Source organism: Streptomyces sp. NPDC002790, assembly GCF_040295505.1.
Classification (GTDB): domain Bacteria; phylum Actinomycetota; class Actinomycetes; order Streptomycetales; family Streptomycetaceae; genus Streptomyces.
The window spans coordinates 281683-296393 of record NZ_JBEOVM010000001.1 but is presented as its reverse complement, the minus strand read 5'-3'; the positions used below and the strand labels follow the sequence as shown (position 1 = coordinate 296393).

General features: G+C 69.5%; 12 protein-coding genes. 5 read left to right on the top strand and 7 right to left on the bottom strand.

The genetic code is table 11. The features are described 5' to 3' along the window. Window positions 1-60: 60 nt before the first annotated feature. On the bottom strand, window positions 61-861 hold the full coding sequence (locus ABT004_RS01380; protein ID WP_351330631.1) for a TIM barrel protein: 801 nt from the start codon (window positions 859-861) through the stop codon (window positions 61-63). A 15-nt stretch (window positions 862-876) separates the two neighbouring features. Continuing rightward, window positions 877-1923, bottom strand: a complete 1047-nt coding sequence (locus tag ABT004_RS01375) for a zinc-dependent alcohol dehydrogenase (RefSeq protein WP_351330629.1) — start codon at window positions 1921-1923, stop codon at window positions 877-879. Between the two features lie 131 nt (window positions 1924-2054). Here ABT004_RS01375 and ABT004_RS01370 point away from each other — a divergent pair, with 131 nt between their 5' ends. The 5 genes from ABT004_RS01370 to ABT004_RS01350 are packed head-to-tail and all read left to right on the top strand — an operon-like array spanning window position 2055 to window position 7594. Further along, a complete protein-coding gene (locus ABT004_RS01370; protein WP_351330628.1) occupies window positions 2055-3461 on the top strand; it encodes an ABC transporter substrate-binding protein in 1407 nt (468 codons plus the stop codon). A gap of 30 nt (window positions 3462-3491) precedes the next feature. Further along, window positions 3492-4511, top strand: a complete 1020-nt coding sequence (locus ABT004_RS01365; protein WP_351330626.1) for a carbohydrate ABC transporter permease — start codon at window positions 3492-3494, stop codon at window positions 4509-4511. Between the two features lie 32 nt (window positions 4512-4543). Continuing rightward, window positions 4544-5410, top strand: coding sequence for a carbohydrate ABC transporter permease (locus ABT004_RS01360; protein ID WP_351330654.1), 867 nt, complete (start codon window positions 4544-4546; stop codon window positions 5408-5410). A 40-nt stretch (window positions 5411-5450) separates the two neighbouring features. Continuing rightward, window positions 5451-6695, top strand: a complete 1245-nt coding sequence (locus ABT004_RS01355; RefSeq protein WP_351330624.1) for an ROK family transcriptional regulator — start codon at window positions 5451-5453, stop codon at window positions 6693-6695. Then, complete coding sequence (locus tag ABT004_RS01350) at window positions 6692-7594, top strand: Gfo/Idh/MocA family protein (RefSeq protein ID WP_351330622.1); 903 nt, start codon at window positions 6692-6694, stop codon at window positions 7592-7594. The genes ABT004_RS01355 and ABT004_RS01350 overlap by 4 nt, the downstream gene beginning before the upstream one ends. 65 nt (window positions 7595-7659) lie before the next feature. Here ABT004_RS01350 and ABT004_RS01345 read toward each other — a convergent pair whose 3' ends face one another. The 5 genes from ABT004_RS01345 to ABT004_RS01325 form a co-directional block, all read right to left on the bottom strand. Continuing rightward, window positions 7660-8748, bottom strand: coding sequence for a WD40/YVTN/BNR-like repeat-containing protein (locus ABT004_RS01345; RefSeq protein WP_351330620.1), 1089 nt, complete (start codon window positions 8746-8748; stop codon window positions 7660-7662). 91 nt (window positions 8749-8839) lie between these two features. Continuing rightward, the gene (locus ABT004_RS01340; protein WP_351330618.1) at window positions 8840-10876 is read right to left on the bottom strand and encodes an ABC transporter ATP-binding protein; all 2037 of its coding nucleotides are present in this window, start codon (window positions 10874-10876) and stop codon (window positions 8840-8842) included. A 67-nt stretch (window positions 10877-10943) separates the two neighbouring features. Next, a complete protein-coding gene (locus tag ABT004_RS01335) occupies window positions 10944-11849 on the bottom strand; it encodes an ABC transporter permease (protein ID WP_351330616.1) in 906 nt (301 codons plus the stop codon). Further along, window positions 11846-12796, bottom strand: a complete 951-nt coding sequence (locus ABT004_RS01330) for an ABC transporter permease (protein ID WP_351330614.1) — start codon at window positions 12794-12796, stop codon at window positions 11846-11848. Before ABT004_RS01330 ends, ABT004_RS01335 begins: the two co-directional genes overlap by 4 nt. Further along, window positions 12793-14652 (bottom strand): peptide ABC transporter substrate-binding protein, encoded by a 1860-nt coding sequence (locus tag ABT004_RS01325; protein ID WP_351330613.1) that lies wholly within the window; start codon window positions 14650-14652, stop codon window positions 12793-12795. Before ABT004_RS01325 ends, ABT004_RS01330 begins: the two co-directional genes overlap by 4 nt. Window positions 14653-14711 lie beyond the last annotated feature (59 nt).

Genomic DNA, 14711 nt, shown 5'->3' with positions numbered 1-14711 from the left:
CACCGCGCCGCAGGGTCAGGTCCGCGGCGGCGGTGCGGGCGGGCCGGTCGAGGAGAGCGGTCACGCGCCGGACCCCTTGAGGAAAGCGGGGACGGAGCGGACCGCCTCGACCGGGTCGCCGGTCAGCCGGCACTCGGCCGCGAGGTACCCCTCGTAGCCGGCGATGTGCAGGGCGCCCAGCCATGCCTGCCAGTCGAGGTGTCCCGCGCCCGGCTGGAAGCGGTTGGAGTCCGAGACCTGGGCGTGCCCGATGTAGGGGGCGTGGGTGAGAATCGCCTGCGCGGGGTCGGACTCCTCGATGTTCATGTGGTAGCTGTCGATGCCGATCCGGACCGAGTCGAGACCGACCTCCTTGATCAACTCGGCGGCCTGCTCAAGGCGGTTGACCATGTGGTCCTCGTACCGGTTGAGCGGTTCGAGGTAGAGCGTGACGCCCTCGGCGGACGCGTGCTCGCCGAGCTCGGTGAGCCCTTCGAGCAGGATCTCGCGGTCCTGCTCCTCCGAGCGCGGCGGCTCGAACGGGGGCAGCCGGCGCGAGAACATCCCGTACGAGGCCGGGGTCTGCGCGCCGAGCCCGCCGAGTTCCGCGATGACGGACAGCTGCGACTTCATCTGGGCGATCGCGTCGCGGCGCAGCCCATCGTCGAAGGCGCCGAAGAAGTGCAGCATGTCGACGCACACGGTCGGCATGACCACGCCGTCCTTGAGTGCCTGCTTCAACTCCGGGAGCCGGGAAGCGAAGTGCAGGTCGCCCTTGGCGCGCAGCTCGATGGCGTCGTAGCCGGCGCCCTGCGCGAACTCCCACTTCCGCTGGAGGCTCTCGCCGGGCAGCAGCTGTTCCTGGGCAGCGATCTTCAGCATGTTTCGAGGTACCTCTCAGAATTCCAGGACGACCTGGAGGGCGTCGGCGGGGCGTTCGTCGAGCAGCACGTAGGCCTCGGCCGCATCCGCGACCGGGACGACATGGCTGACGAGGGACTCCACGTCCACCTGCCCCTCGGCGACGAGCCGCAGGAACGTCTGCTGGAGGCGCTCCACGGTCCAGCGGCCGGACAGCGGTCCCGGCACGCCGCCGATCTGCGAGCAGACGATCTCCACCCGGTTGTGGTGGAACTCGTCGCCGAGCCGCAGCCCGATGCCGTCGCCCTGGTAGAAGCCGGAGGCGACGACGCGGCCGCCGACGGTCACCGAGCGGACGGCCGTGTGCAGCGCCGGGTAGGCGCCGCTGATCTCGATGGCGAGGTCGGTGCCGCGGCCCCCGGTGGCCTCGCGGATGCGTTCGGCGACCGCGTCCGTGCGGGCGTTGAGCGTGGCGTGGGCGCCGTACTTCTTCGCCGACTCCAGGCGGGCGTCCATCGCGTCGACCGCGGTGACGCGGGCGCCGCTGAGCTGGGCGAGGCGGGTGGCGATCAGGCCGATGACGCCCTGACCGAACACGGCGACGTCCTCGCCGAGGTTGATGCCGCCGGCCAGGACCGCGTTGTACGCGATGGCGCCGACCCGGGCGAAGGCGCCCGCCAGGGGTTCGAGGCCCGCCGGGAGGGTGTGGCCGATCATGCGCTCGGCCGGAACGATGCCCTCGCTGCGGTGGCCCCAGATGCCCCACACGAGATCGCCGACCTCGGGCATGCCGGGTGTGCCGGCCAACTCCGGGGAGACCTCGGTGACTTCGCCGACCTCGGAGTAGCCCCAGCCGACGACCGGGTACGAGATACCGGCCTCGTCGTCGCGGAAGAGCCGGGCATCGGCGTCCCAGGTCCGGGTCAGATAGGGGTTCGTGCCGCGGTAGGCGGTCAGCTCCGTGCCGGCCGAGATGCCCGAGTAGCGGGTGTGGACGCGCAGGTGGCCCGGCGGCAGCTCCAGGCTTTCGTGCTCGGCCACCTCCACCTGGCGAGGACCTGCGAATTGAACGACGCGTTCCACGGACGGCTCCGAAAAAGAGTGGTGTGCCTGTTGGTTGGGTCGAGAATATCCGCAACTTATGTCTTGTCAACATGCAAAAGTAGTGCTGAGATGCGTGCTTGACAGACGTAAGCCGGCGATGAGGACGGGCAATGCGCACCAGGACGCGGCGGTCGAGGGCGATCGCGGTCGGCGCCACGGCAGCCTTGGGCACAGGGCTGCTCACCGGCTGCTCCAGCAGCACAGGTCCGGGTACACCGGACCGAGAGATCACCGTGTGGTCCCAGGAGAACCTCCCGGACCGCGTCGCGGCGACGCAGAGGATCATCGACGGCTTCGAGAAGAAGACCGGTGTCAAGGTGCATCTCGTCGGCGTCGACGAGGGGCAGATGCCCCAGCTCATCATGTCCGCGGCGGCGTCCGGAAAGCTGCCCGACGTGATCGGCGCGGCCCCCATGGGCCAGACCTGGCAGATGTACAGCAACGGTCTGCTCAACACCGACATACCCCGACAGATCGTCAATAAGCTGGGCCCGGGGACGTTCGACAAGAACGCCCTCAAGCTCACCAGCGACGGCAAGGTCAGCCTCGGCGTCCCCTCCGACGCCTGGCTGCAGCTCCTCGTCTATCGCAAGGACGACTTCGCCAAGGCGGGCCTCGACAAGCCGGACACGTACAACAAGCTCGTCACCGCCGCCAAGAAGCTCACCACCAAGGGGCACGACGGTGTGTCTGCCGCCACCGACCCCTCGGACGTCTTCACCTCGCAGAGCTTCGAGAGCCTCGCGCTGGCCAACGACTGCCAACTCGTCGACGAGCGCGGCGAGGTCGCCCTCGGCTCCCCGCAGTGCGTCAAGGCCTTCGACACGTACGACAAGCTGGCGCGCGAGTACGGAGCCCCCGGCACACAGACCGTCGACTCGACGCGCGCCACCTACTTCTCGGGCCGCTCGTCGATGATGATCTGGTCCTCGTTCCTCCTGGACGAGCTGGCGGGCCTGCGCAAGGACGCCTTGCCCAGCTGCCCGCAGTGCGACGGCAAGGACAAGCAGTTCCTCGCCGACAACACCGGCATCGTCACCGCGCTCAAGGGCGCCCGGGCGAGCAAGGCCGCACAGTTCGGCGAGATCACCTCCTGGGTCACCACCAAGACCGCGGAGACGGACGCCTCCCGCGAGTTCATCGAGTACATGATGGGCAGCGGCTACGAGTCCTGGTTCGGACAGGCCCCCGAGGGCAAGATCCCGGTCCGCCGCGGCACCGCCGCCGAGCCCGAGAAGTACATGGCCGCCTGGCGGCACAGCAAGATCGGCGTCGGTGAGCGCAAGCCCCTCGACGAGGTCTACTCGCCGCAGCTCCTCGACCAACTGGCCGCCGGCATCGGCGATCTGCGCCGCTGGGGCATCGAGCAGGGCGAGGGCGCACTGGTCGGCGCCACCAACGGCGAACTGCCGGTCCCGAAGGCCATCGGCGCCATGACCGCGGGCCAGACCTCACCCCGCGAGGCCTCGCGCGAGGCCGAGGAAGAGGTCGCCGCCCTGAAGAAGTCCCTGCAGTAGCCCCTCCGCCGGACCCACGAAAGCCTCGCCATGACTACCGCCACCACCGGCGCGACGCAGCGCCGCAACCCACCCGACGGATCACCGACCCCGCCAGGCCGCCGCCCCCGCAGGCCCATGACCGCGAGCCGCCGCACCAACCGCGCGGGTCTCGCCTTCGTCAGCCCCACCTTCCTCGTCGTCCTCGTCGTCGTGGTGCTGCCGATCCTGTGGACGGTGCTGCTCGCCTTCCAGCGCGCCAAGCTCGTCGACATCCAGGGCATGGGCCTGTTCGGCAACTGGAGCCTGCGCAACTTCTCGCAGGTCTTCGACTCCGCCGGCTTCTGGTCCAGCCTCGGCACCACGCTCCTGTACACCGTCGGCGCCACCTTCGGCTCCGTCGCCCTCGGCCTGGTCGCCGCGCTGGCCCTGCGCAAGCCCTTCCGGGGGCGCGGCCTGCTGCGCGCCGCGATGCTGCTGCCGTACGTGGCGCCGGTCGTGGCCGTCGCGTTCGTGTGGGAGGTCGCGCTCAGCCCGCAGTACGGCATCGTCAACGAGTGGGGACAGAAGCTCTTCGGCTGGGACGACCCGATCGCGTTCCTGTCCACGCGCGCGTACGAAGTCCATGTCCTGGGCCTGCACTTCGACATCCCGCTCGCGCTGCTCACGGTGATCGCCTTCGAGTGCTGGCGCTACTTCCCCTTCGCCTTCCTCTTCATCCTCGCCCGCCTCCAGGCGGTCCCGGACGGCCTGGAGGAAGCCGCGATGGTCGACGGCGCCACGCCCACCCAGCGCTTCCGGCACGTCATGCTGCCGCAGCTCATGCCGGTGATCGCGTTGCTGTGCGTGCTGCGCTTCATCATGACGTTCAACAAGTTCGACGACGTCTACCTGCTGACCGGCGGCGGCGCCGGCACCGACGTCGCGGCCGTGCGCGTCTACGACTTCCTCACCTCGCGCTACGACGTCGGCGCCGCTGCCGCCCAGGCCCTCGTCCTGGCCGTCGTCCTCATGGTCCTGCTGGGCCTGTACTTCAAGTTCTTCGGCAACAAGGTCCAGGAGGAGTCGTGACCAGCACGCATACGGGTCCCGGCAAGCGGGCCATGACGCGCGCGCAGTTCGAGGAGCGGTTCTTCGGCATCGCACGGTGGGTGGTCATCGCGTTCCTCGCGCTGATCACGATCGTGCCCTTCTACTACATGCTGCTGCTTTCGGTGAAGCCGATCGACTCGCTGCTGCTCGACCCCGGCTCGCTGTGGGTGTCGGCCAAGCAGTTCACCCTCGACACGTACACCGAGGTGCTGCGCTCCACCGACGACGGTGGCCAGGGCTTCCTCCAGCTCCTGCGCAATTCGGCCCTGGTGTCCCTCGGAACGGTCGCCCTGACGCTGCTCGCGGCGGTCCCCGGCGCGTACGCGATCAGTCGCCTGAAGTTCTTCGGAAACCGCCAGGTCAGCGCCCTGTTCCTCGCGGTCTACATGTTCCCCTCGACGCTGCTCGCGGTCCCGCTGTTCGTGATGTTCGCGAAGATCGGCCTGTCGTCGAGCCTGATCGGTCTGGCGATCGTCTACGTGGCGCAGACCGTGCCCGTCGCGATCTACATGCTCAAGAACTACCTGGTCACCATCCCGTACTCGATCGAAGAAGCGGCGGCGCTCGACGGCTGCAGTCGACTTCAGACGGTCCGGAAGATCATCCTTCCGCTCGCCCTGCCCTCTCTCATGGCGACGGGCCTCTACGTGCTGATGATCGCGTGGAACGAATTCCTCTTCGCGCTCCTCTTCCTGGCCGCCGACCCCGACAAGTGGACGGTGTCGCTCGGACTCGCCCAGCTGTCCAACGGCATCGAGGTCTCGAAGACGGTGCTGATGGCCGGGTCCGTGGTGCTGACCATCCCCGTGGTAATCCTGTTCTTCGCAGCCGAACGCCTGCTGACCGAGGGTCTCACCGCCGGCGCGGACAAGAGCTGACCGGGGAGAAACGACTCCATTGACCAGGGGGAAGAAGACGATGAGCACGACCGGCCCGGCGAGCGCGGGCCGACTGCTGCAGCTGATCCGCGGCGGCCAGGCCAACACCCGCGCCGAGCTGCAACGCGCGACCGGCCTGTCCCGCTCCACGGTCGGCTTCCGCCTCGACGAACTCGACCGGGCGGGCTGGCTGCGCCAGGACTCCGGCACGTCCACCGGCGGGCGGCCCTCGCACCGCATCGCCTTCGACCCCGCTCACGCGGCCGTCCTCGCGGTGGACCTGGAGACCCGGCACGCGCGCGTGGCCGTGCTCGACCTCGGGGGCACGCTCCTCGCGGAGCGGACCCTCGACCTCGACATCGGCGACGGACCCGACCGGGTGCTCGACCGACTGGCGGGCTGCTTCCCGGAGTTGCTCGCCGCCTCCGCCACCCCGCCCGAGCGGATCTGCGGCATCGGCCTTTCGGTGCCGGGCCCGGTGGAGTGGGAGACGGGACAGGTCGTCCAGCCGCCGATCATGCCGGGCTGGGACCGCTTCCCGATCAGGGAGCGGATGCGGGAGGCGTACGCCGAGCACGTGGGCGCCTCGATGGAGGACGCGACGGGCCGGACGGTCCCTGTCTTCGTCGACAACGACGCCAACCTGATGGCCCTGGCCGAACACCAGGCGGGCCACCCCGACTGCGCCGCCTTCGTCCTCATCAAGGTGTCCACGGGCATCGGCGCGGGCGTCGTCGTCAACAACGAGATCTTCCGCGGCATCGACGGCGGGGCCGGCGACATCGGCCACATCCGTCTCCACGACAAGCCCGACGCCCTGTGCATGTGCGGCTCCTACGGCTGTCTGGCGGCGGTGGCCAGCGGCCGCGCGCTCGCCAGGGACCTCTCCCACCAGGGCATGGCGGTCGCCACCGGGGCCGACGTCAAGGCCCTCCTGGAACAGGGGCATCCCGACGCCGTCCGCCTCGCCCGCGAAGCGGGTCAGCGCGCCGGCGAGGTCCTGGCCACGGTCGTGACCCTCCTCAACCCCGGTGTCCTGGTGCTCGCGGGCGACCTCGCGAGCATCCCCTTCCTCACCGGAGTCCGCGAACTCCTCTACCAGCGGGCGATGCCGCGCACCACCGCCCACCTCGACGTCGTCACTTCCCGGCTCGGCGACCACGCGGGCCTGATCGGAGCGGCGGCGATGGTCGTCGATGTCCTCTACGCCCCCGAACGCGCGGACGCCCGCCTGCGCGCGCTCGCCGCGTCGGACGACGCACAAGAACCGCAAGGAACCCAGTGACGGACAACACCGCATGGCCCCACGACCCCGTCCGGGTCGCACTCGTCGGCGCCGGCCCCTGGGCCCGCACCATGCACGCCCGCATGCTCGCCGCGGGCCCCGAGACGCGGCTGACCGCCGTCTGGGCCCGCCGGACGGACGCGGCCCGCGCGACGGCCGAACCCTATGGCGCGGCAGTCGCGGCGAGCTTCGACGAACTCCTCGACCACTGCGAGGCGGTCGCCTTCGCCGTACCGCCCTCCGTACAGGCCGAGTTGGCGCCGAGGGCAGCGAAGGCCGGCAAAGCGTTGCTCCTGGAGAAGCCCTTGGCCCTGGACCTGTCCTCGGCCGAACGCCTGGTGGACGCCGTCGACGACGCGGGCGTCGTCTCCCAACTCGTCCTGACGAAGCGCTACCACCCGACGACGCGCCGCTTCATCGAGCAGGCGCGGCGCACCGAGGTGACGGGCGCCCGCTCCTGCTACCTCCACGGAGCCTTCCTGGGCGGCGACTTCGCCACGTCCTGGCGCCTGGAACACGGCGCCCTCTACGACCTGGGCCCCCACCTCCTCGACCTTCTCGACGCGGCGATCGGCCCGATCGCGTCGATCCGCGCCACGGGCGACTCCCGCCGCTGGCTCGAGCTGACCTGCGAACACGAGAACGGCGCGGTGAGCCAGGCATCCCTGTCGGGAACGGTCGCACGGGACCGCGCCCTGACCCGCATCGAACTCTTCGGCCCTGGCCCGGAGCTCGTCTACGACACGGCCGGGATCGACCACGAGGAATGCTGGCCGGTCCTGCGGCGGGAGTTCGCGGAGTCGGTACGGTCGGGCCGATCCGGTGAACTGGACGCGCATCGGGGCTTGCGGCTCCAACGCCTACTGAAACAGGCAGATCAAGCGCAATCAGCCATATAAAGCCCCTGCGGCGCTTGAGCAGCGGGGCCCGGGGCAGAGCCCCGCAACCGCAACCCCGGTCACTCTCAACCCACCACCGCCGCCCGCACACACAACACATCCGGCAGATGCGACGCCACCTGCTGCCAGGTGTCGCCGTCGTCCGGGGACGCGAACACCTCGCCGTTGCGGTTGCCGAAGTAGACGCCCGCCGGGTCGTTGTCGTCCGTGCACAGGGCGTCGCGCAGGACCGTGCCGTAGTGGTCCTCCGCCGGGAGGCCGTGGGCCAGGGGTTCCCAGGTCGTGCCGGCGTCCTGGGTGCGGTAGACACGACATCGGTGGTCGGCCGGGACGCGGTCCATGTCCGCGGTGATGGGGAAGATGTACGCCGTGTCGCCGCGGTGCGGGTGCGCGGCCGCGGCGAAGCCGAAGGTCGAGGGGAGGCCCTCGCCGATGTCGAGCCACTTTCCGCCGCCGTCGTCGCTGCGGTACACGCCCCAGTGGTTCTGCAGGTAGAGGCGGTCGGGGTCGACGGCGTCCCGCGTCACCTTGTGCACGCACTGGCCGAACTCGGGGTTCGGGTCGGGCAGGAAGACCGCGGCCACCCCGGAGTTCGCCGGGTCCCAGCTCTCGCCGCCGTCCGCCGTGCGGAAGACGCCCGCCGTGGAGACGGCCACAGTCACGGCGGCCGGGTTCCGCTCATCCGTCAGGATCGTGTGCAGGCCCTCTCCGCCGCCGCCCGGGACCCACTGCGAGCGCGTGGGGTGCTCCCACAGCGGGCGGCACAGCTCGAAGGTCTCGCCACGGTCCTCCGAGCGGTACAGCGCCGCCGGTTCCGTGCCCGCGTACACCACGTCCGGCTCGGCGGCAGCAGGGTGCAGTTGCCACACCCGCTCCAGTGAAGTCCCGGTGAATTCGGGGAACCTGACGGCCGGCTTGGACGGCTCGGTCCAGGTGCGGCCCAGGTCGTCCGAGTGGAAGACGGATGGCCCGTAGTGCGCGCTGTCGCCGCCCGCGAGGAGCCGTGGTCGCTCCCCGCGGGTGTCGATGGCGGCCGAGTACACCGCCTGCGCGTTGAAGTACGGGCTCTCGTCGAACTCGAACGGGCCGCCGTCGCGCTTGCGGCCCAGAAAGAGGCCCTTGCGGGTGCCTACCGCCAGTAGTACGTCAGTCATGCCGAACCTTTCGAAACGTCGTTGTTTCCAGGTGTCGGTCAGTCTGCATCCCACCACTGACAACGGCCCCCGCATGGACCGTCTCCGCAGGTCAGGCCGGTGTCGGCACCGCCAGCGGGAAGTGGCACGCCACCCGGTGACCCGCCGAGTCCGGCGTCGAAACCGGCGGCTCCGTCGTCGCGCAGACGTCCTGCGCGATCGGGCACCGCGTGCGGAACCGGCAGCCCGACGGGGGCTTCGCCGCCGACGGCGTCTCGCCCGTCAGCGGGGTACCCACGGCGGCCGCCTCCGGATCCGGCACGTTCACCGTGTCCAGCAGGCCCCGCGTGTACGGGTGCAGCGGATGGTTGTAGACCTGCTCGGCAGGACCCACCTCCACCAGCTTGCCCAGGTACATCACCCCGACCGTGTCCGCGAGGTAGCGGACCACCGCCAGGTCGTGCGAGATGAACAGGTAGGTGAGGCCGCGTTCGCGCTGCAACTCCCGCATCAGGTTCAGAATCTGCGCCTGCACCGACACGTCGAGCGCCGACACCGGCTCGTCCGCCACCACCAGATCGGGGGAGAGCGTCAACGCCCTTGCCAGACCAAGGCGTTGGCGCTGGCCGCCGGAGAACTCGTGCGGGTAGCGCTGCACCGCGCCGCGCGGCAGGCCCACCGCGTCGAGGAGTTCGCCGATCAGCTTCTCCTGCTCGGCCTTGTCGCCGACGCCCTGGATGACGAGCGGCTCGCGCAGGATCTCGCCGACCCGCATGCGCGGGTCCATCGCCGCCGTCGAGTCCTGGAACATCAGCTGGACGTCGCGGCGGTGCGCGCGTCGCTCCGAGCGCGACAACTCCGCGCGGTCCCGGCCCCCGAAACGTACGGCACCCGCCGTCGGCTCCTCCAGGCCCGCCACGATCCGGCCGAGCGTCGTCTTGCCGCAGCCGGACTCGCCGACCATGCCGAACGTCTCGCCCTTGCGGATGCTCAGCGACACCCCGCCGACCGCGCTGACCGTGCCCTTGCTGCGCGAGAACGGGCCGCCCTTGAGCGGGAACTCCTTGACCAGGGCGTCGAGTTCGACCAGGACGTCGGAGGCGGGCGCGTCCTGCGGAGGGATCGGCGCGGGTGCCACCACCTCACCCGACGCGGCGGCGTCCGCCGCCGTCGGCACCGGGTGGAAGCACGCGAACCGGTGGTCCGCGCCCTGCACTTCGTCCTCCTCGAGGAACGGCTCAAGGGTCCGGCAGTCGTCCGTCGCGAACAGGCAGCGCGGCGCGAACCGGCACCCCGTGGGCCGCACCGTCAGGCTCGGCGGCAGGCCGGGGATGGTGTGCAGCTCCGTCTCGTTGTCCGCCGCACGCTCGGGCAGCGCCGCGAACAGCGCCTCCGTGTAGCGGTGCCGCGGGCGGGCGAACAGGCCCCGTACATCGGACTGTTCCGCGACCTGGCCCGCGTACATGACGGCCACCTTGTCGACCCGGTTCGCGATGACGCCGAGGTCGTGCGTGACCAGGATCATCGCCATGCCGAGCCGCTCGCGCAGTCCGTCGATGAGCTCCAGAATCTGGTGCTGAGTCGTCACGTCGAGCGCGGTGGTCGGCTCGTCCGCGATCAGCAGCTTCGGCTCGCAGACCAGCGCCATGGCGATGGCCACGCGCTGGCGCATGCCGCCGGAGAGCTGGTGCGGATACGCCTTCATCCGCTCGGCCGGCTGCGGCATGCCGACCAGCCGCAGCGTCTCCTCGGCGCGCGCCCACGCCTCCTTCTTGGTCACGTCCCGGTGCAGCAGCAGCGGCTCCGCGACCTGCGCGCCGATGGTCATCGTCGGGTTCAGGGAGGTCAGCGGGTCCTGGAACACCATGCCGATGGTGTTGCCGCGCACGTCCTGGAGGACCGGCGCGGACGCGGCGGCCAGGTCCTGGCCCTCGAACATGATGCGTCCACCGGTCACCTCGCCGCCGGAGGGCAGCAGGCCGAGGACGCTGAGCGCGGTCATGGTCTTTCCGCAGCCGGACTCGCCGACGATGCCGAGTGCTTCTCCCGGCGCCAGTTCGAGCGAGACCCCGTCGAGGGCGTGGACGGTGCGGTCGCGTGTGGAGATGTCGACGCGCAGGTCGTCGATCCTGAGCAGAGGCTCGGTCATGTCAGCTTTCCTAGATCCCTTGCGTTGCCTGGTCCCGGCCTGGTCCCGGCCTTGTTCCACGTGGGCGCTACTTGCGCAGCCGTACTTCGAACGCGTCGCGCAGTCCGTCGCCGATGAAGTTGAACGCGGCGACGACGAGGACGATCGCGATGCCCGGCGGGAAGATCAGCCACCAGTAGCCGTTCTGCGTGTAGGTGATGCCGGAGGACAGCATCGAGCCCCAGTCGGCGGACGGCGGCGGGATCGAAAGGCCGAGGAAGGCCAGGTAGCTGACGTAGAGGATGGCGTCGGCGATCTGGAACGTGCAGTTGACGATGACCGTGCCGATGGCGTTCGGCACGATGTGCTTGAACACCGCACGCGCGCCGCCACCGCCCATCATCCGCATCGCCTGGACGTACTCCCGGTTGCGCAGCGACAGCGCCTCGCCGCGCACCAGGCGGGCGGGGGAGAGCCAGGCGACGCACGCGATGATGAGGATCAGGATGCCCTTGGTGGGCGTGATGATCGCGGCGACGACCACGAGGAGGAACATCGCCGGGATGGCGAGCGCGGCGTCGGTGATCCGCATCATCGCCGCGTCGACCCAGCCGCCGAAGTATCCGGCGACGGCGCCGTACACGGTGCCGAACAGGGTCGCCAACAGGCCGGCCGCCAGGCCGATTTCGAGGGACGTCTGCCCCGCGACCATGAGCCGGCCGAGCATGTCGTAGCCGAGGTCGGTCGTGCCCAGGAGGTGTCCTGACGTGCCGGGCGAGAGGTTCGCCTGGGACAGGTCGGTGTGGATCTGCTCGGTCGGGTGGACCAGCGGGCCCAGGTAGCAGAAGGCCAGCAGCAGGACGAGCAGGATGACGCCGCTCAGGGCCAGCTTGTTGCCCGTGAACACGCGCAGGGTGCGGCGGGCCAGCGAGGGCGTGGCCTGCGCGGTCTCCTCCTGTCCCGGTATGGGAGGGGTCGTCACAGCAGTGGTCATGACACGCTCCGGATCCGGGGGTCGAGGACGGCGTACAGGATGTCGGTGATCAGCGAGCCGAGGACGGTCGCGATGCCGACGACGAGGGTCACGCCGAGGAGGACGGGGAAGTCCGAGCCCTGCGCGGCGTTCCAGAACAGCAGCCCCATGCCGGGGTAGTTGAACATCGACTCGACGACGAGGGCACCGCTGAACAGGGTCGGCAAGTAGAGGCCGAGCAGGGTGGCGAGCGGGATCAGGGCGTTGCGCAGCACGTGCTTGACCATGATCCGGCGGCTCGACTGGCCCTTCGCCATGGCCGTGCGCACGTATTCCTCGGTGAGGTTGTCGAGGACCGCCGAGCGCATGTAGCGGCTGAACATGGCCACGATGCCGAACGCCATGGTCACGACCGGGAGGACCAACCCCGATATGTCGCCGAGAAGTTGTCCGATCGACTCGCCCTGCGGGGCCTCCGCCGGGAAGATCGGCAACACCTGTGCGAACAGGATGATCATGATGAGGCCGAGGAAGAACACCGGGGTCGCGTACATCAGGAACGCGACCCCGGTCAGCGCGTAGTCGGACGCCTTGCCGCGCCGCACCGCCTGGAGCAGGCCGAGCGGCACCGCGATGATCACCGCGAGCACCGTCGACAGGAGGGTGAGCAGGAGTGTCTTCGGCAGCCGCTGGGTGAGCAGGTCGAACACGGGCGAGTTGAGCTTGTACGACTCGCCGAGGTCGCCGGTGAACAGCCGCTTGAGGTACATCCCGTACTGCGTGGGCAGCGAACGGTCGTAGCCCTGAAGGTGGTTGAAGTGCTCGATCTGCTGCGGTGTGCCCTTGGGGCCGAGGATCGCGCGGGCGGGGCCGCCCGGCAGCAGGTGCAGCAGGGTGAAGACGATGATCGAGACGAGGAACAGGACGACGAGCGCCTGAAGGAAACGCTTGACCAGAAAGCCGGTCACTTCTCGGCCTCCTTCTTTACGCTCTTGGAGTTCTTGACGTAGTACCAGTGCTGTGGCGCGAACGTGACCGTCGGGTTCTGCTCGATGCCCCGCAGGTCATTGCGGATCACCGACACCTGGTACGCGGGGTTGGGCATCCACATCACCGGCAGTTGCTCGGCGAGGTACGAGCCGTACTTGTGCATCGCCTTCATGTCGGGTGCGTACTGCACCGCGCGGATCAGCCGGTCGGCCTTCTTGTCGCTGTAGTTGCCGAAGTTGGAGGAGGCGCCCGTGGAGAACAGCTGCTCGCCGCTCGGGTTGAGCGGGTAGTACCAGCTGCCCGCGGTGCCGAAGAAGGACATGTCCCACGTGCAGCCGGGGTCGTCCTTCTTGCACGGAACGGAGTTGCCGAGCACGGAGTTGAGCGGCTGCTGGCGCACGGTCAGGTCGACGCCCGCCTTGCTGAGCGAGGACTTGAGCTCCTGCATCATGTTCGTCGTCTCGGTCGAGCCGGACTGCGTGAGCAGCGTCAGCTCCAGCGGGTCGTTCTTGCCGATGCCCTTGCCGCACTCGTCGTCACCTGTACCGGGCCGGACGCAGTGGGCCGTGCCGTCGACCGTCTTCCAGCCGTGCGCGGACAGCAGGGACCTGGCCTTGGAGACGGAGAACGGGTACTGGTTCTTCGCCATGTCCTTGGACAGGTACTGGCTCTTGGGCGTGACCGGGACGGGGCCGAGCGTGGGTGTCGCGCTGCCCTGCCAGATGACCTTGCTCATCGCGTCCTGGTCGACGAGGTGCTGCATCGCCTGCCGGATGTAGAGCTGGTTCATCGCGGGGCCCGCGTGCGTGGAGTTGAAGTTGTAGACGATGTAGGTGGCCGCCCAGCCCTCCCACGGATCGACGCGGTACCCCTTGTCCTCGAAGCTCTCCTTCTGCGCCATCACAGAGGGCGGGATGTAGCCGTAGTCGACGCCGCCCGAGCGCAGCACGTTGTACTCGGAGTCGGCGGTGGTGAACGGCTTGAAGACGACCTTGTCGAGGTGCGGGCGCTCCGACTTCGGCCCGGTGTACTTCTCGTTCGCGGCGATGGTGACCTGCCCGGTGTCCCGCCAGCCGGCCAGCTTCCAGGGCCCGTTGACGGTCTTCCAGAGCGGGTCGGTCGCGTACGAGCCCAGGTGCTTGGAGTGCTCGGTGAGTCTCGCGAAGACGGCCTTGGCGCCCTTGGCCGTACGGTCGAAGTCCCCGATCTTCCCGCCGTCCTTCGTGGCGTCCCAGGCGTGCTGGGGCAGGGCGCGCATCCGGGAGAGCTGGTTCGCGGTGAACCAGTCCGGGTTGTACGAGCGGTCCAGGCGCAGCCGGGCCGTGTGGTCGTCGACGATCTCGAACTTCTTGACGTTGTCGGGGAACGCCCCGACCGAGTAGCCGCCCCAGTCGGCTTTGTTCGCCTTGGTGAGGTTGAAGGCGAACTCAAGGTCCCGGGAGGTCACTTCGGTCCCGTCGGACCACTTGACTCCCTTGCGCAGCGGGATGGTGACCGTCTTGTTCCCGTCGCTGTACTTCGGTTCGAGGCCGAGGGTGCCGGGGCCCTGTGTGGTGAGTTCGCCCTTGCTCTGCACGGCGTCGTACACGGGAAGGAACAGGAGTTGCTGGATCCCGGCGTTGTACGACGCGGCGTAGCCGGGCGGCGCGATCGGGAAGATCCAGTTCGGGGTCGCCGCCGGGGGCAGGGCCATGGTGGCCGTGCCGCCCTCGACAGGGGTGCCGCCCGTGCGGCCCACGGCGATGCTGCCGGCCTCGTGCGTACAGCCGGTGAGCGTCACGAGCGCCGCCGCGAGGGCGAGCGCGGCGGACGCCTTTGACCTGAGAGAACGCATGCCGAAGGGCCTCCAAGGGGACGGGATCCAGCCCCGTGTGAAGATTCGACGAGGGGCGC